Origin of the sequence: Pseudomonas sp. R1-7 (genome assembly GCF_051132105.1) — a bacterium.
Taxonomy (GTDB): domain Bacteria; phylum Pseudomonadota; class Gammaproteobacteria; order Pseudomonadales; family Pseudomonadaceae; genus Aquipseudomonas.
Map to the genome: position 1 here is coordinate 5,820,697 of NZ_CP071661.1, position 17,556 is coordinate 5,838,252.

17 protein-coding genes and 1 pseudogene are annotated in these 17,556 nt (G+C 62.0%); 14 read left to right on the top strand and 4 right to left on the bottom strand.

Annotation, left to right across the window (positions count from 1 at the left end; genetic code table 11):
* Nucleotides 1-135: 135 nt before the first annotated feature.
* Nucleotides 136-1,539 (top strand): annotated as a pseudogene (locus tag J3P79_RS26415) (phosphomannomutase/phosphoglucomutase); the annotation flags it as partial.
* 26 nt (nucleotides 1,540-1,565) lie between these two features.
* Nucleotides 1,566-2,471, top strand: a complete 906-nt coding sequence (gene argB, locus J3P79_RS26420; protein WP_025216133.1) for an acetylglutamate kinase — start codon at nucleotides 1,566-1,568, stop codon at nucleotides 2,469-2,471.
* A gap of 129 nt (nucleotides 2,472-2,600) precedes the next feature.
* On the opposite strand, the gene pyrE is transcribed toward argB, so the two are convergent.
* On the bottom strand, nucleotides 2,601-3,245 hold the full coding sequence (gene pyrE, locus J3P79_RS26425; protein ID WP_072406083.1) for an orotate phosphoribosyltransferase: 645 nt from the start codon (nucleotides 3,243-3,245) through the stop codon (nucleotides 2,601-2,603).
* 82 nt (nucleotides 3,246-3,327) lie between these two features.
* Between pyrE and J3P79_RS26430 the strand changes: the two genes are divergently transcribed.
* Nucleotides 3,328-4,107 (top strand): exodeoxyribonuclease III, encoded by a 780-nt coding sequence (locus tag J3P79_RS26430; RefSeq protein WP_013694557.1) that lies wholly within the window; start codon nucleotides 3,328-3,330, stop codon nucleotides 4,105-4,107.
* Nucleotides 4,108-4,287: 180 nt separating this feature from the next.
* Here J3P79_RS26430 and J3P79_RS26435 read toward each other — a convergent pair whose 3' ends face one another.
* Together J3P79_RS26435 and rph are read right to left on the bottom strand one after the other, a co-directional pair.
* A complete protein-coding gene (locus J3P79_RS26435; protein ID WP_434606945.1) occupies nucleotides 4,288-4,656 on the bottom strand; it encodes a DUF4870 domain-containing protein in 369 nt (122 codons plus the stop codon).
* Nucleotides 4,657-4,686: 30 nt separating this feature from the next.
* Complete coding sequence (rph, locus tag J3P79_RS26440; RefSeq protein WP_003177262.1) at nucleotides 4,687-5,409, bottom strand: ribonuclease PH; 723 nt, start codon at nucleotides 5,407-5,409, stop codon at nucleotides 4,687-4,689.
* A gap of 266 nt (nucleotides 5,410-5,675) precedes the next feature.
* Here rph and J3P79_RS26445 point away from each other — a divergent pair, with 266 nt between their 5' ends.
* The 6 genes from J3P79_RS26445 to J3P79_RS26470 all read left to right on the top strand — a co-directional run bounded on the left by J3P79_RS26445 (nucleotide 5,676) and on the right by J3P79_RS26470 (nucleotide 10,979).
* Nucleotides 5,676-6,539: a YicC/YloC family endoribonuclease gene (locus tag J3P79_RS26445; RefSeq protein ID WP_434606948.1), complete on the top strand. Its 864-nt coding sequence runs from the start codon at nucleotides 5,676-5,678 to the stop codon at nucleotides 6,537-6,539.
* 12 nt (nucleotides 6,540-6,551) lie between these two features.
* Nucleotides 6,552-7,172 (top strand): guanylate kinase, encoded by a 621-nt coding sequence (gmk, locus tag J3P79_RS26450; RefSeq protein WP_030142175.1) that lies wholly within the window; start codon nucleotides 6,552-6,554, stop codon nucleotides 7,170-7,172.
* A gap of 167 nt (nucleotides 7,173-7,339) precedes the next feature.
* Nucleotides 7,340-7,603, top strand: a complete 264-nt coding sequence (gene rpoZ, locus J3P79_RS26455) for a DNA-directed RNA polymerase subunit omega (RefSeq protein ID WP_003177259.1) — start codon at nucleotides 7,340-7,342, stop codon at nucleotides 7,601-7,603.
* A gap of 60 nt (nucleotides 7,604-7,663) precedes the next feature.
* Nucleotides 7,664-9,769, top strand: coding sequence for a bifunctional GTP diphosphokinase/guanosine-3',5'-bis pyrophosphate 3'-pyrophosphohydrolase (gene spoT / locus J3P79_RS26460; protein WP_039593634.1), 2,106 nt, complete (start codon nucleotides 7,664-7,666; stop codon nucleotides 9,767-9,769).
* Nucleotides 9,770-9,802: 33 nt separating this feature from the next.
* Nucleotides 9,803-10,183: a RidA family protein gene (locus J3P79_RS26465; protein WP_030142177.1), complete on the top strand. Its 381-nt coding sequence runs from the start codon at nucleotides 9,803-9,805 to the stop codon at nucleotides 10,181-10,183.
* Between the two features lie 55 nt (nucleotides 10,184-10,238).
* Nucleotides 10,239-10,979: a hypothetical protein gene (locus tag J3P79_RS26470; protein ID WP_434606951.1), complete on the top strand. Its 741-nt coding sequence runs from the start codon at nucleotides 10,239-10,241 to the stop codon at nucleotides 10,977-10,979.
* 133 nt (nucleotides 10,980-11,112) lie between these two features.
* Here J3P79_RS26470 and J3P79_RS26475 read toward each other — a convergent pair whose 3' ends face one another.
* Complete coding sequence (locus J3P79_RS26475; RefSeq protein WP_434606953.1) at nucleotides 11,113-11,970, bottom strand: NAD-dependent epimerase/dehydratase family protein; 858 nt, start codon at nucleotides 11,968-11,970, stop codon at nucleotides 11,113-11,115.
* A 188-nt stretch (nucleotides 11,971-12,158) separates the two neighbouring features.
* Between J3P79_RS26475 and exbB the strand changes: the two genes are divergently transcribed.
* From exbB to recG, 5 genes are all read left to right on the top strand, one after another.
* Nucleotides 12,159-13,130, top strand: a complete 972-nt coding sequence (gene exbB, locus J3P79_RS26480) for a tonB-system energizer ExbB (RefSeq protein ID WP_434606956.1) — start codon at nucleotides 12,159-12,161, stop codon at nucleotides 13,128-13,130.
* Nucleotides 13,131-13,136: 6 nt separating this feature from the next.
* Nucleotides 13,137-13,565 carry a TonB system transport protein ExbD gene (gene exbD / locus J3P79_RS26485; RefSeq protein WP_030142181.1) on the top strand — a complete coding sequence of 143 codons (429 nt, stop codon included), beginning with the start codon at nucleotides 13,137-13,139 and terminating at the stop codon, nucleotides 13,563-13,565.
* The gene (locus tag J3P79_RS26490; RefSeq protein ID WP_434606958.1) at nucleotides 13,562-14,317 is read left to right on the top strand and encodes an energy transducer TonB family protein; all 756 of its coding nucleotides are present in this window, start codon (nucleotides 13,562-13,564) and stop codon (nucleotides 14,315-14,317) included. The genes exbD and J3P79_RS26490 overlap by 4 nt, the downstream gene beginning before the upstream one ends.
* Before the next feature lie 176 nt (nucleotides 14,318-14,493).
* A complete protein-coding gene (locus J3P79_RS26495) occupies nucleotides 14,494-15,414 on the top strand; it encodes a hydrogen peroxide-inducible genes activator (protein ID WP_039593629.1) in 921 nt (306 codons plus the stop codon).
* Between the two features lie 9 nt (nucleotides 15,415-15,423).
* Nucleotides 15,424-17,499 carry an ATP-dependent DNA helicase RecG gene (gene recG / locus J3P79_RS26500; protein ID WP_198724518.1) on the top strand — a complete coding sequence of 692 codons (2,076 nt, stop codon included), beginning with the start codon at nucleotides 15,424-15,426 and terminating at the stop codon, nucleotides 17,497-17,499.
* The last annotated feature ends 57 nt before the right edge of the window (nucleotides 17,500-17,556 follow it).

Genomic DNA, 17,556 nt, shown 5'->3' on the forward strand with positions numbered 1-17,556 from the left:
CTCAGACCGGGATAACGCTGTCTCATGGCACTTTCCCACCGCGAACTCTCTGCCAAAAACGTCGTCATACCCTTCAGCTTGAGCCTGCCGACGCCAAATGTCGGCGTGTCCAGTCACCTTCCTGAGTAGAGCGCCCCGCCCATGAACACCCCAGCCGCAATTGCCCCGATCTTTCCTGACAGCATCTTCCGCGCCTACGACATCCGTGGCGTCGTGCCGGAAACCCTGACGGCTGAAACGGCCTACTGGATTGGCCGCGCCATCGGCTCCCAAAGCCTGGCCCAGGGCGAACCGAACGTGAACGTTGGCCGCGATGGCCGCTTGTCCGGCCCGGAACTGGTCGAGCAACTGATCAAGGGCATCGCCGACAGCGGCTGCCACGTCAGCGATGTCGGCCTGGTTCCAACGCCGGCGCTGTACTACGCCGCCAACGTGCTGGCAGGCAAATCTGGTGTGATGCTCACCGGCAGCCACAACCCGTCGAACTACAACGGTTTCAAAATTGTCATCGCCGGCGACACCCTCGCCAACGAGCAGATCCAGGCACTGCACACCCGCCTCAAGACCAATGACTTGAGCAGCGGCAAGGGCAGCGTCACCAAGGTCGACATCCTCCCGCGCTACAACGATGAGATCGTCAAGGACGTGAAACTCGCCCGCCGCTTGAAAGTGGTGGTCGATTGCGGCAACGGCGCGGCTGGCGTGATCGCACCGCAATTGATCGAAGCCTTGAACTGCGAAGTTATCCCGCTGTTCTGCGAGGTCGACGGCAACTTCCCGAACCACCACCCGGATCCGGGCAAGCTGGAAAACCTGCAAGACCTGATCGCCAAGGTCAAGGAAACCAACGCCGACCTGGGCCTGGCCTTCGACGGCGACGGCGACCGCGTGGGCGTGGTGACCGAGACCGGCAGCGTCGTGTTCCCGGACCGCCTGTTGATGCTGTTCGCCAAAGACGTAGTGGCACGCAACCCTGACGCGGAAATCATCTTCGACGTGAAATGCACCCGTCGCCTGGTGCCGTTGATCAAGGAATACGGCGGTCGTCCACTGATGTGGAAAACCGGCCACTCCCTGATCAAGAAAAAAATGAAACAGAGCGGCGCCCTGCTGGCCGGCGAAATGAGCGGCCACATCTTCTTCAAGGAACGCTGGTTCGGTTTTGATGACGGCATCTACAGCGCGGCACGCCTGCTGGAGATCCTCAGCAAGGAGCAATCTACCGCGGAAGAGCTGTTCGCAACCTTCCCGAACGATATTTCTACGCCAGAAATCAATATCCATGTGACCGAAGAGAGCAAATTCAGCATCATTGATGCACTGCACGACGCCCAGTGGGGCGAAGGCGCCGAACTGACCACCATCGACGGTGTGCGGGTCGACTACCCACAAGGCTGGGGCCTGGTTCGCGCCTCCAACACCACACCGGTGCTGGTGCTGCGTTTCGAGGCCGACAACGAGGCCGAGCTGCAGCGCATCAAGGATGTTTTCCACACCCAACTCAAACGTGTTGCACCTGATCTCAAACTACCGTTCTGATTTTTGAATCACCACCGGAGCCCTGAATGACCCTCGAACGCGAAGCCGCCGCCAACACCGCCAAGGTCCTGTCCGAAGCGTTGCCTTATATCCGACGCTATGTCGGCAAGACCCTGGTGATCAAGTACGGCGGCAACGCGATGGAAAGCGAGGAGCTGAAAACCGGCTTCGCCCGCGACATCGTTCTCATGAAAGCCGTGGGCATCAACCCGGTAGTGGTGCACGGTGGCGGCCCGCAGATCGGCGACCTGCTCAAGCGGTTGTCGATCGAGAGCCACTTCATTGATGGCATGCGCGTCACCGACGCGCAGACCATGGACGTGGTGGAAATGGTCCTCGGCGGCCAGGTCAACAAGGACATCGTCAACCTGATCAACCGCCACGGCGGCAGCGCCATCGGCCTGACCGGCAAGGACGCCGAGCTCATCCGGGCGAAGAAGCTCACCGTCACCCGCCAGACCCCGGAGATGACCCAGCCGGAAATCATCGACATCGGTCACGTGGGTGAAGTGGTCGGCATCAACACCGACCTGCTGAACCTGCTGGTCAAGGGCGACTTCATTCCAGTCATCGCGCCCATTGGCGTGGGGGCCAACGGTGAGTCGTACAACATCAACGCCGACCTGGTGGCCGGCAAGGTCGCCGAGGCGCTGAAGGCCGAAAAGCTGATGCTGCTGACCAACATCGCCGGCCTGATGGACAAGACCGGCAAGGTCCTGACCGGGTTGTCGACCCAGCAGGTCGATGACCTGATCGCCGACGGCACGATCTACGGCGGCATGCTGCCGAAGATCCGTTGTGCGCTGGAAGCGGTCCAGGGCGGTGTCGGCAGTTCGCTGATCATCGATGGTCGCGTGCCGAACGCGATCCTGCTGGAGATCTTCACCGATACTGGCGTGGGTACGTTGATCAGCAATCGCAAGCGTCCTTAAGCGACACCGTAAAAAAAGACCCCGCTCAACCTGGTTGAACGGGGTCTTTTTTTGCACCACTTTTTCAGATGATGCTTTTGTGGCGAGGGAGCAAGCTCCCTCGCCACAAGATCAGAAGCACGAGCCATTTCAGACGCCGAACTGCGCCCGATAGGCCTCGACCGCCGGCAAATGCTGCTTGAGCTGCGGATCGTCGGCCAAAAACTCCAGCACCTGGTTCAGCGAGACAATGCTGATCACCGGAATGCCGAAGTCGCGCTCCACTTCCTGGATCGCCGACAGCTCACCGTTGCCGCGCTCCTGGCGGTTCAGGGCGATCAGCACGCCGGCCGCCTTGGCGCCTTCTTGCGAGGCGATGATTTGCATCACTTCGCGGATGGCGGTGCCGGCAGTGATCACGTCATCGATGATCAACACATCGCCGGTCAGCGGCGCGCCGACCAGGCTGCCGCCTTCGCCGTGGGCCTTGGCTTCCTTGCGGTTGAAGCACCAGGGCAGGTCCCGGTCGTGGTGTTCGGCCAGCGCGACGGCGGTGGTGGCGGCCAGCGGGATGCCTTTATAGGCCGGGCCAAACAGCACGTCGAACGGGATGCCGCTCTCGACGATGGCCGCGGCATAGAACCGGCCCAACTGCGCCAGGGCGGTTCCGCTGTTGAACAGGCCGGCGTTGAAGAAGTACGGACTGGTGCGCCCGGACTTGAGGGTGAACTCACCGAAGCGCAAAACGCCGCGATCGATGGCAAAGCGAATGAAATCGCGCTGATACGCCTGCATGAAAAAAGCCTCAAATACCGCGGATTTAGCTAAATAGGTACACGGCGTGTATCATACACGCACGTGATTTTTGGGGCCATTTATGCGGATCATCAGTGTGAACGTCAATGGTATTCAGGCTGCAGTCGAGCGTGGTTTGCTCAGTTGGCTGCAAGCACAGAATGCCGACGTCATCTGCCTGCAGGACACCCGCGCCTCCGCCTTTGAACTGGACGATGCAGCCTTCCAACTGGATGGTTACTTCCTTTATGCCTGCGATGCCGAAGTCCCCGCCCAGGGTGGCGTGGCTCTGTACTCGCGGCTGCAACCGAAGGCTGTCATCAACGGTCTCGGTTTCGAGACGGCGGACCGCTACGGGCGCTACCTGCAAGCCGATTTCGACAAGGTCAGCATCGCGACCTTGCTGCTCCCTTCGGGGCAGAACGGCGATGAAGATTTGAATCAGAAATTCAAGTTGATGGACGACTTCGCCCGTTACCTTGATAAGCAGCGGCGCAAACGTCGCGAGTACATTTATTGTGGCTCGCTGTACGTGGCGCAACAGAAGCTGGATATCAAGAACTGGCGCGACAGCCAACAATCTCCTGGCTTCCTGGCGCCGGAACGGGCCTGGATGGACGAGATCATTGGCAACATGGGCTATGTCGACGCGCTGCGTGAAGTCAGCCGTGAAGGCGACCAATACAGCTGGTGGCCGGACAACGAGCAGGCCGAGATGCTCAACCTGGGCTGGCGTTTCGACTACCAGTTGCTGACGCCTGGGCTGCGCCGCTTCGTACGCAGCGCCCGCCTGCCCCGCCAGCCACGGTTCTCGCAGCATGCGCCGCTGATCGTGGACTACGACTGGACGCTGACGATCTAAGCGTCATTCGCACCCATCACAAAAAAACCGACAGCAATGTCGGTTTTTTTGTGGGCGTTGAAGACCCATTGTGGGAGCGAGCTTGCTCGCGATGGCGGTGGATCATTCAACATCGATGCTGAATGAAAAATCGCTATCGCGAGCAAGCTCGCTCCCACAGGGACAGGCGTTTACTGATCGTTATTTAACCAACCGCCAGGTAAACGGATACCGATACGGCTGCCCTTCATTGGCCTTCACGCCAGCGATAATGGTCAGCACCAGCGCACCGATGGCCACCAGGCCAAACAGGAAGAAGCCGATGACCACAATCATCAGCAGCAGGCTGATGGCCGCGGCGATCGCCACAGTGATTTGGAAGTTCAGCGCTTCCTTGCCCTGGGCATCGATGAACGGGTCGGATTCACGCTTGATCTGCCAGATGACCAGCGGCCCGATCAGTGAACCGAACGGAATGAAAATCCCCACCAGTGCGGACAGGTGACAAAACATCGCCCATTGCCGCACTTCTCTGCTCGGCTGGGGCAACAGGACTTGCTCATCACTCATGACATTCTCCTTGTCTGAAGCGCACAACGATCAGTCGGCCAATGCGGCCTTTTGCAATTCGAAGATTTCGTTCATGCCTTTCTTCGCCAGCTCCAGCATAGCGTTCAATTCTTCCGGCTGGAACGGCGCGCCTTCGGCGGTGCCCTGCACTTCGATAAAGCCACCGGCACTGGTCATGACCACGTTCAGGTCGGTCTCGGCGGCGGAATCTTCCAGGTAGTCCAGGTCCAGCACCGGCTCGCCCTGGTACATGCCCACGGACACGGCGGCGATCATTTGCTTGAGCGGGTCGCCGCCCTTCAGGCCGCCGCGCTTCTTGATCACTTTCAAGGCATCGACCAGCGCAACCATCGCACCAGTGATGGACGCGGTGCGAGTGCCGCCGTCAGCCTGGATCACATCGCAGTCGACATACAGCGTCACGTCACCGAGCTTGGACATGTCCAGTGCGGCGCGCAGCGAACGGCCGATCAGACGCTGGATTTCCAGGGTCCGGCCGCCCTGCTTGCCACGGCTGGCCTCACGCTGGTTCCGTTCGCCGGTTGCGCGCGGCAGCATGCCGTATTCGGCGGTCAACCAGCCCTGCCCCTGGCCCTTGAGGAAGCGAGGCACGCCGTTTTCGACGCTGACGGTGCAGATGACCTTGGTATCACCGAATTCGACCAGTACAGATCCCTCGGCGTGTTTGGTGTAGTTGCGGGTAATGCGGATCGAGCGAAGCTGATCGGCAGCGCGACCACTTGGACGTTTCATAGGGAACACCTGTACAGGGGACGGAAAACTGCCGGACATTATAGAGCCGTGAGCCGCCAGAGGGCAGTTCTAAAAAACCAATGCGACAGGTGAGCACGCCCAAAGCCCGGACCGACGGGCTGCAGCGCTTTTGTAACCGGAGCTGTTTGGGCGCATGCGTCCCACTGCGCTACAATCCTGCGCCTTTGCTGTCCTTCAGCATCAATCCACAGATCCCAGGCCCCACGACCCACGGTTGTGGCCGGCTTGCATAGCGAGGAATCCCCATGGTGCACAGCATGACCGCCTTCGCCCGTGTCGAAAAGGCCGGCGCCCAAGGCACGCTGAGCTGGGAATTGCGCTCGGTCAATAGCCGCTACCTGGAGCCGCACCTGCGCCTGCCCGAGTCCTTCCGTGACCTTGAAGGCGGTGTGCGCGAAGCGCTGCGCCAGGGCCTGTCCCGGGGCAAACTGGAATGCACCCTGCGCTTTACCGAAGAAAGCAGCGGCAAGACGCTGCAAATTGACCGCGAGCGCGCGGCGCAACTGGTCGCCGCTGCCGAAACCGTCGCCAGCCTGATCAAGAACCCTGCCGCCTTGAATCCATTGGAGGTCCTTGCCTGGCCAGGCGTCCTGGCAGGTGACGCCAGCGATCCGCAGGCGTTGAACGCGCAGGCGCTGGCGCTGTTCAACCAAGGCCTGAAAGAGCTCAAGGCCGGTCGCGAACGCGAAGGCGCGGAGCTGGCTCGGCTGATCAACGAGCGCCTGACGTCCATTGAAGAGGACGTCGTCACACTGCGCGAGCTGGTCCCGCAGATGCTCGCCACCCAGCGCCAGAAAGTCCTCGACCGCTTCGCCGACATGAAGGCCGAGCTGGACCCGCAGCGCCTGGAACAGGAAATGGTCATGCTCGCGCAAAAAAGCGACGTGGCCGAAGAACTCGATCGCCTGAGTACCCACATCATCGAAGTCCGCCGGGTGCTCAAGTCCGGCGGCGCGGCCGGTCGCCGCCTCGACTTCCTGATGCAGGAGCTCAACCGCGAAGCCAATACACTGGGCTCCAAAGCCTTCGACCCGCGCAGCACGCAGGCGGCGGTCAACCTCAAGGTGTTGATCGAGCAAATGCGCGAACAAGTGCAGAACATTGAGTAAGGCTAACCCGACATGACCCACAGCACCGGCACTCTCTACATCATTTCCGCGCCTTCGGGCGCCGGCAAGACCAGCCTGGTCAAGGCCCTGATCGACGCCGAGCCGCAGATCCGCGTCTCGGTCTCGCACACAACCCGCGCCATGCGCCCGGGTGAAGTCAACGGCGTGAACTATCACTTCGTCGACCGCGAAGAGTTCGTGAAGATGGCCGAGCACGGCGACTTCCTCGAGCGCGCCGAGGTCTTCGGCAACCTCTACGGCACGTCGCAAAGCTACCTGCAACAGACTCTCGACGAAGGCCACGACCTGATCCTGGAAATCGACTGGCAAGGCGCCGAACAGGTGCGCAAGTTGATGCCCCACGCCCGTTCGATCTTCATCTTGCCGCCGAGCCAGCAAGCCTTGCGCCAGCGCCTGACCAACCGCGGCCAGGACAGCGACGAAATCATCGAGGGCCGGATGCGCGAAGCGGTCAGCGAGATGAGCCACTACGTCGATTACGATTACCTGATCATCAACGACGATTTCGCCCATGCACTGGACGACCTGAAGGCGATTTTCCGCGCCAGCCAGCTGCAACAGAAACGCCAACAGCAACGTTTCGGTAAATTATTGGCCGAACTGCTGGGCTGAACAGCTCTTCCCAAAACCGCTGCGACGGCTTTACATTGGTACTCGCAGCGCGCCGAGGGGTTTGGTTAAAAAATCAGCGCTTCCCTAAACGCTGGTGTTTTTTTAAACTGTCGAGTCCGCTCGCCCAACCGGGCAGCGCGCATATTGCATTCGCTCCGAGGAATACCATGGCCCGCGTAACCGTTGAAGACTGCCTAGAACACGTGGAAAACCGCTTTGAGCTGGTCATGCTCTCTACCAAGCGTGCCCGTCAACTGGCCACCGGCGGCAAAGAGCCATTGGTCCAGTGGGAAAACGACAAGCCTACCGTGGTAGCGCTGCGTGAAATCGCCGAAGGCCTGATGAGCTACGAGTTCATCGCCAACGCTGAAATCGTTGAAGACGAACCGCTGTTCGCAGCGTTCGAGGACGAGTCCAACGAGGCGGTCTAAGCCTATGCCTGGTCGACGTAGCACGGCGCGGGGTCACAGCAGACGGCAGGAGTCATCATCATGCCGAGCATAGACGCCCTCGCCGATCGCTTATCGGCCTACCTCGGCACGGACCAGGTCAACCTGGTCCGCCGAGCCTATTTCTACGCCGAACAAGCCCATGACGGCCAGCGCCGCCGCAGCGGCGAGGCGTACGTCACGCACCCGCTTGCGGTGGCGAATATTCTTGCCGACATGCACATGGACCATCAGAGCCTGATGGCGGCCATGTTGCACGACGTGATCGAAGACACCGGCATTGCCAAGGAAGCGCTACAAGCGCAGTTCGGCGAAACCGTGGCCGAACTGGTCGACGGGGTCAGCAAACTGACCCAGATGAATTTCGAGACCAAGGCCGAGGCCCAGGCCGAGAACTTCCAGAAAATGGCCATGGCCATGGCCCGCGACATCCGCGTGATCCTGGTCAAGCTCGCCGACCGTTTGCACAACATGCGCACCCTGGAAGTGCTGTCCGGCGAAAAACGCCGGCGCATCGCCAAGGAAACCCTGGAAATCTATGCACCCATCGCCAACCGCCTGGGCATGCATGCGATCCGCATCGAGTTCGAGGACCTGGGCTTCAAGGCGATGCACCCGATGCGTTCGGCGCGCATCAACCAGGCCGTCAAGCGCGCCCGGGGCAACCGCAAGGAAATCGTCAACAAAATCGAAGAGTCCCTGAGCCATTGCCTAGCGATCGACGGCATCGAAGGCGAAGTCAGCGGGCGACAGAAGCACCTCTACGGCATCTACAAGAAAATGCGCGGCAAGCGCCGGGCCTTCAACGAGATCATGGACGTCTACGCGTTCCGGATCATCGTCGACAAGGTCGATACCTGCTACCGCGTGCTGGGGGCTGTACATAATTTGTACAAACCGTTGCCGGGGCGCTTCAAGGACTACATCGCGATCCCCAAGGCCAACGGCTACCAGTCGCTGCACACCACGCTGTTCGGCATGCACGGCGTACCGATCGAGATCCAGATCCGCACCCGCGAAATGGAAGAGATGGCCAACAACGGCATCGCTGCCCACTGGCTGTACAAATCCAGCGGCGACGAACAACCCAAGAGCACCCACGCCCGCGCGCGGCAGTGGGTCAAGGGTGTGCTGGAAATGCAGCAGAGGGCTGGCAATTCCCTGGAATTCATCGAGAGCGTCAAGATCGACCTGTTCCCCGACGAGGTCTATGTCTTCACGCCCAAGGGCCGGATCATGGAGCTGCCCAAAGGCTCCACGGCCGTGGACTTTGCCTATGCCGTGCACACCGACGTCGGCAACAGCTGCATCGCCTGCCGCATCAATCGCCGCCTGGCACCGTTGTCCGAGCCATTGCAAAGCGGCTCCACGGTGGAAATCGTCAGCGCCCCCGGCGCGCGACCCAACCCGGCGTGGCTCAACTTCGTGGTCACCGGCAAGGCCCGCACGCACATCCGTCACGCACTGAAGCTGCAACGCCGCTCCGAATCCATCAGCCTTGGCGAACGCCTGCTGAACAAGGTCCTCAACGGTTTCGACAGTTCGCTGGACAAGATCCCGACGGAACGCGTGCAGGTCATGCTCAACGAATACCGTCTCGAATTGATCGAAGACCTGCTCGAAGACATTGGCCTGGGCAATCGCATGGCCTATGTCGTCGCCCGCCGCCTGCTTGGCGAAGGCGAACAGCTGCCAAGCCCTGAGGGCCCGCTGGCGATTCGTGGCACCGAAGGCCTGGTGCTCAGCTATGCCAAGTGCTGCACACCGATTCCGGGCGACCCGATTGTCGGCCACCTGTCTGCCGGCAAGGGGATGGTGGTGCACCTGGACAACTGCCGCAACATCAGCGAAATCCGCCACAACCCGGAAAAATGCATCCAGCTTTCGTGGGCCAAGGATGTCACCGGCGAATTCAACGTCGAACTGCGCGTCGAGCTGGAGCACCAGCGCGGCCTGATTGCCCTGCTGGCCAGCAGCGTCAACGCCGCCGACGGCAACATCGAGAAAATCAGCATGGACGAACGCGACGGTCGTATCAGCGTCGTCCAACTGGTGGTCAGCGTGCACGACCGTGTGCACCTGGCCCGCGTGATCAAGAAACTGCGCGCCCTGACAGGGGTCATCCGCATCACCCGGATGCGCGCGTAGCGCCTCACCCGCCCTCATTACAAGGAGTCATGAATGACCAAGACCGTTATCTCCAGCGACAAGGCCCCGGCCGCCATCGGCACTTATTCCCAGGCGATCAAGGCGGGTAATACCGTGTACATGTCCGGCCAGATCCCACTGGACCCGAAAACCATGGAGCTGGTCGAGGGCTTCGAAGCCCAGACCGTTCAGGTCTTCGAGAACCTGAAAGCCGTGGCCGAAGCTGCCGGCGGCTCGTTCAAGGACATCGTCAAGCTCAACATCTTCCTCACCGACCTGAGCCACTTCGCCAAGGTCAACGAGATCATGGGCAAGTATTTCGACCAGCCTTACCCTGCCCGCGCCGCCATTGGCGTGGCCGCCTTGCCAAAAGGCGCCCAAGTCGAGATGGACGCCATCCTGGTCATCGAATAAACAGCCCGGCGCAGCCTCACCCGCTGCGCCGTTTTCGTTCTGAAAGGATTCCTTCATGCGCAAAGCGCTTGCCTTCTCACTGCTTGGCCTCCTCCTGAGCGGCTGCGCCAGCGACCCTGCCGACCGTGACATCAGCGGCACCTGGATCAACCAGGCCGCCATCGACGCTGCAGCCAAGGGCGGCCCGCTTCGCGAAGCACTGCAGGCCTACGGGCCAAACCTGGAATGGGACGTCAACACCCGGGCCGGCCAGGCGCGCTACACCAATGGCTTTGAAAACGTTGAAGGCAAGTTGCTGGGCGAAGAAGACGGCGCCTGGAAAGTCGATTTCTATGGCAGCTCCGCCAGCGAACTCAAGCGCGACGGCGACCAACTGAGCCAGACCGCTACCGAGAACGAACCACAGCAGGTGTTCGACCGTGCGCAAGTACAGGTACCGGAAGGCGCACCCATCGGCGCCAGTTTCGAGCGAGCCCTGTATTCCGCTTATCTCGGCGGTACCTGGAACATTGCCGAAGGTCCCGGCCAGGGCGCCACCGTGCAATTCCAGCCTGACGGCCAGGTCAGCGGCTTGCCGGGCGCCGATCGTTACGCCTTGTGCCTGGCTGGCGGCTGCGCCTCCATGAGCAACGGCAACGACAATATCTGGCTACAGCAGAACGGCCTGGGCAACACCTGGATCTTTGCCCGCGACGGCAAGACGCTGGAAATCTTCGAGACCGTCAACGCGTCTCTCGCCGATGAAATTCCATCGTTCACGCCGGGTACTCGCAAGTGGGTGCTTGAAAAACAATAGGAGCCCCGACGGGGTCCCCCTGTGGGCGAGCTTGCTCGCGATGAGGCCATAACGCTCAACATCGAGTTGACTGTTATACCCTCATCGCGAGCAAGCTCGCTCCCACAGTCGTTTTTTCGGCTGGCAGAAAAAATCAGCAGCGCCCTTCCAGAATCGCCGCATACCCCTCGCGATAACTCGGATAACGGGGCACCCAACCCAACGCCTTCGCCCGCGCATTGCTGCAACGCTTGCTACCCGTGCGGCGCACGCTGGCGTCATCAGCCCACTCGGTCACGCCCAGATATTCGCGCAGCCAACCCACCACTTCGGCCAACGGCGCGGGCGCATCGTCGACACCGATGTAGAAATCCTCCAGCTGTACGCCCTGCCGATCCTTTTCCAATAGAAACGCCAGCAATCCAGCAGCATCGTCCGCATGAATCCGGTTGCCATAGAGCGGCGGCTCCGTCGCCACGCGATAACCCCGACGCACTTGCGTCAGCAGCCATTCGCGGCCCGGGCCATAAATGCCCGTCAGGCGAAGGACACTTGCGCGAATACCGCTATTGAGTGCTACCTGCTCGGCTTCAAGCATCAAGCGTCCGGAATACCCGGCAGCGACAGTCTTGGAGGTCTCATCGACCCACGCACCGTCCTGCTGGCCATACACGCTGCTGCTGGATACAAAAATCAGTCGGTCGGGCACCTGCCCGTAGTCACCCAACCAACCCAGCACGTTCTGCAGTCCCTGGACGTATGCCTTCCGATAGCCATCCTCATCGTGGTCGGTGGCGGCGGCGCAATAAACCACACAATCGATAGCGCCTACCGGCCAAGTCATGGGGCAGTCCTCATTGAATAGGTCGCCGGCAACGCCAGTCACACCGTCCGGCAACCGCGAGACATCACGGCGCAGGCCATAAACATGCCAGCCAGCCGCCAGCAGTTTCGTCGCCAGACGACCGCCGACATCACCACAACCGGCGATCAAAACAGAAGGCGCGGACATCATGAACTCCTCTGGAAAAGCCGCAGACTAGCTTCCGCAGGGGATAAGCGGCTAGCCATGCGACAAAAAAAGTAACTGTATTACTTTTGTTAACAAGAATTACTTGCAATAATGCTCGCCACTTTTGTTCTCGGCCTCACGAGGCCTGGAAGAACATCAACCTTCTTTTCCTCTCAGGTCCGGCCAGCATGACACGCTCTCTCTCTTCCGCTTCGCCAACCAACCGACCTCGCGCCTGGGGCGCCGTGGCAGCCATGCTGCTCAGCCTGATGCTGGCGCCAAGCGCCGCCTTCGCTGATGCCCAGGCGCCCGCCACCACACCGGCCACCACGCCTACGGCCGCCCAGGCGCCCGTCGACCCGGCCGCACCCGTTGCGACGCCCGTGGCCACCGATCCGGCCCAGGCCGTCGAGGCCGATACCCCTCAAGTGCTCGAAGCCGACAATACGCTGGGCATGGCCCACGACCTGTCGCCCTGGGGCATGTACAAGAACGCCGACGTGGTCGTCAAAGCCGTGATGATCGGCCTGGCCATCGCCTCGATCATCACCTGGACCATCTGGATCGCCAAGGGCTTCGAATTGTTGGGGGCCAAGCGTCGCCTGCGCGGTGAAATCGCCGCGCTGAAGAAAGCCGCCACCCTCAAGGAAGCCAGCGCCGCCGCCGCGAAGGAAGGCACCCTCGCCAATCTGCTGGTACATGACGCGCTCGAAGAGATGCGCCTGTCGGCCAACAGCCGCGAGAAGGAAGGCATCAAGGAACGCGTCAGCTTCCGCCTCGAGCGCCTGGTTGCCGCCTGCGGTCGCAACATGAGCAGCGGCACCGGCGTGCTCGCCACCATCGGTTCCACCGCGCCGTTCGTCGGCCTGTTCGGTACCGTGTGGGGGATCATGAACAGCTTCATCGGCATCGCCAAGACCCAGACCACCAACCTCGCCGTCGTCGCCCCCGGCATCGCCGAAGCCTTGCTGGCGACCGCGCTGGGCCTGGTTGCGGCCATCCCGGCGGTGGTCATCTACAACGTCTTTGCTCGCTCTATCGCCGGCTACAAGGCCCAGGTTTCCGATGCTTCGGCCGAAGTCCTGCTGCTGGTCAGCCGCGATCTCGATCACCTGCCGCCCGAGCGTGGCTCGCAACCGCACATGGTGAAAGTGGGGTAATCGGCCATGGGCCTGCATTTGAAAGAAGGCGCAGACGACGATCTGGCCGAGAACCACGAAATCAACGTCACGCCGTTCATCGACGTGATGCTGGTGTTGCTGATCATCTTCATGGTGGCCGCCCCGCTCGCCACCGTGGACATCAAGGTTGACCTTCCGGCGTCGACGGCCAAGCCATCGCCACGGCCGGAAAAGCCGGTGTTCCTGAGCGTCAAGGCGGACCAGCGCCTGTTCCTGGGCGAAGAGGAAATCAAGGTCGAGAGCCTCGGCCCGACCCTCGACGCCAAGACCCAGGGCAAGAAAGATACGACGATCTTCTTCCAGGCCGACAAAGGCGTGGACTACGGCGACCTGATGAGCGTGATGGACGCCCTGCGCGGCGCCGGTTATCTGAAGGTCGGCCTGGTCGGACTCGAGACGGCGCCGAAGAAATGATCACGACGCGCCAAAAGCTGACGCGTTACAGCGGTAGCCTGGCCGTGGTGCTGGGCGTGCACGCGCTCGCCATCGCACTGACGCTGAACTGGACGTCGCGCCCGCCCATCGAATTGCCGCCCCAGGCAATGATGGTCGAACTGGCCCCGGTTCCAGCGCCGCCACCGCCTGCCCCGCCGAAAGTCGTCGCACCGCCGCAACCGCCCGAGCCGGTGGAAGAGCTGCCGCTACCAAAACTGGCCGAAGCGCCGAAGGCGGAAATCGCCGTACCCAAGCCGGTCAAGCCCAAGCCGAAGCCTCAACCGCCCAAGCCCAAGCCGGTGGAAAAGAAGCCGGAGCCGCCGAAGGAAACGCCATCGGAGCAAAAACCCGCCGACACGCAGCCTACCCAGGCGCCGACCGAAAAGTCCGCGCAGCCGGCCCCCGGCCCTTCGCCCGCGCAACTGGCGGCCAAGGCCAGCTGGCAAGGCACGCTGCTGGCGCACCTGGGCAAATACAAGAAGTACCCGGCCAGCGCCCAGGCACGCGGCAAGGAAGGCATGAACCGCTTGCGGTTCGTGGTGGATGCCGAGGGCAACGTCGTGTCCTTCGAACTGGTGGGCAAGTCAGGCAACGCCGATCTGGACCGGGCCACCCTGGAAATGATCCGTCGCGCCCAACCGCTGCCCAAGCCACCGGCCGACCTGTTGACCAACGGCACGGTCGAACTGACGGCGCCGTTCCTTTATTCCATCGACAAGCGTCGGCGCTGACTCCAACGTGAAAACCTCGCCACAATGAAAACCAAAGGCATCGAAAGATGCCTTTTTCATATCCGGCAACGACCACACAGACATTCGCCAGTGTCGCACCGCGCCTCCAGTCTGATAACGTGCGTCTATCGATTGCAGCCGGTATGCTTGGCTCGCAACTTCACGGACGTTTCGCCATGACCCTCACAGAATTACGCTACATCGTGACCCTCGCCCAAGAGCAGCATTTCGGCCACGCGGCCGAGCGTTGCCATGTCAGCCAGCCGACACTGTCGGTGGGCGTGAAAAAGCTTGAAGACGAACTCGGTGTGCTTATTTTCGAGCGCAGCAAGAGCGCGGTGCGCCTGACCCCGGTGGGTGAAGGCATCGTGGCACAGGCGCAAAAAGTGCTGGAACAGGCACAGGGCATTCGCGAGCTGGCCCAGGCCGGCAAGAACCAGCTGACCGCCCCGTTGAAAGTCGGCGCGATCTACACCGTCGGGCCGTACCTGTTTCCGCACCTGATTCCACAACTGCACCGGGTCGCCCCGCAGATGCCGTTGTACATCGAAGAAAATTTCACCCACGTGCTGCGCGACAAGCTGCGCAACGGCGAGCTGGACGCGATCATCATCGCCCTGCCGTTCAACGAAGCCGACGTGCTGACCCTGCCCCTCTACGACGAACCCTTCTACGTCCTGATGCCGGCCCAGCACCCCTGGACCCAGAAAAAAACCATCGACGCCGGTCTGCTCAACGACAAGAGCCTGTTGTTGCTTGGCGAAGGCCACTGCTTCCGCGACCAGGTGCTCGAAGCCTGCCCGACGCTGACCAAGGGCAGCGAAGGCGCCAAGCACACCACCGTGGAATCCAGCTCCCTGGAAACCATTCGCCACATGGTCGCTTCAGGCCTGGGCATTTCGATCCTGCCGTTGTCGGCGGTGGACAGCCACCATTACTCCCCCGGCGTGATCGAAGTCCGCCCGCTGACGGCACCCGTGCCGTTCCGCACCGTTGCCATCGCCTGGCGCGCCAGCTTCCCGCGACCCAAGGCCATCGAGATCCTCGCCGACTCGATCCGCCTGTGCTCCGTGGCCAAGCCGCCCGCCGCCAAGTAAGCCGTTGCCATGACTGAGCTGTCGAAAGTGCCGGTGACGACACTCAAGGGTGTCGGTGAAGCCATGGCCGAGAAACTGGCCAAGGTCGGCCTGGAAAACCTCCAGGACGTGCTTTTTCACCTGCCGCTGCGTTATCAGGATCGCACCCGAGTCGTGCCCATTGGCCATCTGCGGCCAGGACAGGACGCGGTCGTCGAAGGCACCGTCAGCGGCGCCGACGTGGTCATGGGCCGGCGTCGCAGCCTGGTAGTGCGCCTGCAGGACGGCACCGGCGGGCTGAGTCTGCGCTTCTATCATTTCAGCAATGCGCAAAAGGAAGGCCTCAAGCGTGGCACCCGTGTGCGCTGCTACGGCGAGGCCCGGCCCGGCGCCTCGGGGCTTGAGATCTATCACCCGGAATACCGCGCCATCACCGGCGACGAACCGCCGCCCGTGGCGGAAACCCTGACACCGGTCTACCCGCTCACCGAAGGCCTGACCCAACAGCGCCTGCGCCAGCTCTGCCAGCAGACCCTGACGATGCTGGGCCCCACCAGCCTGCCGGACTGGTTGCCCAAGGAGCTGGCCCGGGACTATCAGCTTGCGCCCCTGGCCGACGCGATTCGTTACCTGCATCACCCACCCGCCGACGCGGATGTGGAAGAGCTCGCCCTCGGCCACCACTGGGCCCAGCATCGCCTCGCCTTCGAAGAGCTGCTGACTCATCAACTGTCCCAGCAGCGCTTGCGCGAGAGCCTGCGCTCATTGCGCGCTCCGGCCATGCCCAAGGCAACAAAATTGCCGGCGCGGTACCTGGCCAATCTCGGTTTCACCCCCACCGGCGCCCAGCAGCGGGTCGGCAACGAGATCGCCTACGACCTGAGCCAGCCCGAGCCTATGCTGCGCTTGATCCAGGGCGACGTGGGTGCAGGCAAGACCGTGGTCGCCGCCCTCGCCGCGCTGCAAGCCCTGGAAGCGGGCTACCAAGTGGCGTTGATGGCGCCCACCGAGATCCTGGCCGAACAACACTTCATCACCTTCCAGCGCTGGCTCGAGCCCCTGGGCATCGAAGTCGCCTGGCTGGCCGGCAAGCTCAAGGGCAAGAACCGCGTCGCCGCCCTCGCGCAGATCGCCGAAGGCGCGCCGATGGTGGTCGGCACCCATGCGCTGTTCCAGGACGAAGTGCAGTTCAAGAACCTGGCCCTGGTGATCATCGACGAACAGCACCGCTTCGGCGTCCAACAGCGCCTGGCCTTGCGGCAGAAAGGCGTCGGCGGGCGGATGTGCCCGCACCAGTTGATCATGACCGCCACGCCGATCCCGCGGACCCTGGCGATGAGCGCCTACGCCGACCTCGACACCTCGATCCTCGACGAACTGCCTCCGGGCCGCACGCCGGTCAATACCGTGCTGGTCACCGATACCCGACGAGTGGAAGTGATCGAGCGCGTGCGCAGTGCCTGCGCCGAAGGCCGGCAGGCCTATTGGGTGTGCACCTTGATCGAAGAGTCGGAAGAGCTGACCTGCCAGGCAGCCGAGACCACCTTCGAGGACCTTACCGCCGCCCTCGGCGAGCTGAAGGTCGGGCTGATTCACGGTCGCATGAAGCCCGCCGAGAAAGCCGCGGTGATGGCCGAATTCAAGGCCGGCGCCCTGCAACTGCTGGTCGCCACCACCGTGATTGAGGTCGGCGTCGACGTCCCCAATGCCAGCCTGATGATCATCGAGAACCCCGAACGCCTGGGCCTGGCGCAGCTGCATCAGTTGCGTGGCCGGGTCGGTCGGGGCAGCGCCGCCAGCCATTGCGTGCTGCTTTACCACCCACCGCTGTCACAGATTGGCCGCCAGCGCCTGGGCATCATGCGCGAAACCAACGATGGTTTTGTCATCGCCGAAAAAGACCTCGAACTGCGCGGCCCGGGTGAAATGCTCGGCACGCGCCAGACCGGTCTGCTTCAATTCAAGGTGGCCGACCTGATGCGCGACGCCGACCTGCTCCCGGCAGTACGCGACGCCGCCCAGGCATTGCTGGAGCGCTGGCCCGACCATGTCAGCCCGCTGCTGGACCGCTGGCTGCGCCACGGGCAGCAATACGGCCAAGTGTGAGCACGCGCTCAGTTTTCTGAACGCGCCTGTTGGACAAGCTGGTTATACTGACCCACT

What these genes read in the sequence shown, in the direction of transcription:
- J3P79_RS26465 (WP_030142177.1), top strand. Translation starts at nt 9,803, where the DNA reads ATGACCAAGACCGTTATCTCCAGCGACAAGGCCCCGGCCGCCATCGGC.
- argB (WP_025216133.1), top strand. Translation starts at nt 1,566, where the DNA reads ATGACCCTCGAACGCGAAGCCGCCGCCAACACCGCCAAGGTCCTGTCC.
- J3P79_RS26470 (WP_434606951.1), top strand. Translation starts at nt 10,239, where the DNA reads ATGCGCAAAGCGCTTGCCTTCTCACTGCTTGGCCTCCTCCTGAGCGGC.
- J3P79_RS26445 (WP_434606948.1), top strand. Translation starts at nt 5,676, where the DNA reads ATGGTGCACAGCATGACCGCCTTCGCCCGTGTCGAAAAGGCCGGCGCC.
- recG (WP_198724518.1), top strand. Translation starts at nt 15,424, where the DNA reads ATGACTGAGCTGTCGAAAGTGCCGGTGACGACACTCAAGGGTGTCGGT.
- J3P79_RS26495 (WP_039593629.1), top strand. Translation starts at nt 14,494, where the DNA reads ATGACCCTCACAGAATTACGCTACATCGTGACCCTCGCCCAAGAGCAG.
- rph (WP_003177262.1), bottom strand. Translation starts at nt 5,409, where the DNA reads ATGAAACGTCCAAGTGGTCGCGCTGCCGATCAGCTTCGCTCGATCCGC.
- J3P79_RS26435 (WP_434606945.1), bottom strand. Translation starts at nt 4,656, where the DNA reads ATGAGTGATGAGCAAGTCCTGTTGCCCCAGCCGAGCAGAGAAGTGCGG.
- J3P79_RS26430 (WP_013694557.1), top strand. Translation starts at nt 3,328, where the DNA reads ATGCGGATCATCAGTGTGAACGTCAATGGTATTCAGGCTGCAGTCGAG.
- exbD (WP_030142181.1), top strand. Translation starts at nt 13,137, where the DNA reads ATGGGCCTGCATTTGAAAGAAGGCGCAGACGACGATCTGGCCGAGAAC.
- pyrE (WP_072406083.1), bottom strand. Translation starts at nt 3,245, where the DNA reads ATGCAGGCGTATCAGCGCGATTTCATTCGCTTTGCCATCGATCGCGGC.
- spoT (WP_039593634.1), top strand. Translation starts at nt 7,664, where the DNA reads ATGCCGAGCATAGACGCCCTCGCCGATCGCTTATCGGCCTACCTCGGC.
- rpoZ (WP_003177259.1), top strand. Translation starts at nt 7,340, where the DNA reads ATGGCCCGCGTAACCGTTGAAGACTGCCTAGAACACGTGGAAAACCGC.
- gmk (WP_030142175.1), top strand. Translation starts at nt 6,552, where the DNA reads ATGACCCACAGCACCGGCACTCTCTACATCATTTCCGCGCCTTCGGGC.
- J3P79_RS26475 (WP_434606953.1), bottom strand. Translation starts at nt 11,970, where the DNA reads ATGTCCGCGCCTTCTGTTTTGATCGCCGGTTGTGGTGATGTCGGCGGT.
- J3P79_RS26490 (WP_434606958.1), top strand. Translation starts at nt 13,562, where the DNA reads ATGATCACGACGCGCCAAAAGCTGACGCGTTACAGCGGTAGCCTGGCC.
- exbB (WP_434606956.1), top strand. Translation starts at nt 12,159, where the DNA reads ATGACACGCTCTCTCTCTTCCGCTTCGCCAACCAACCGACCTCGCGCC.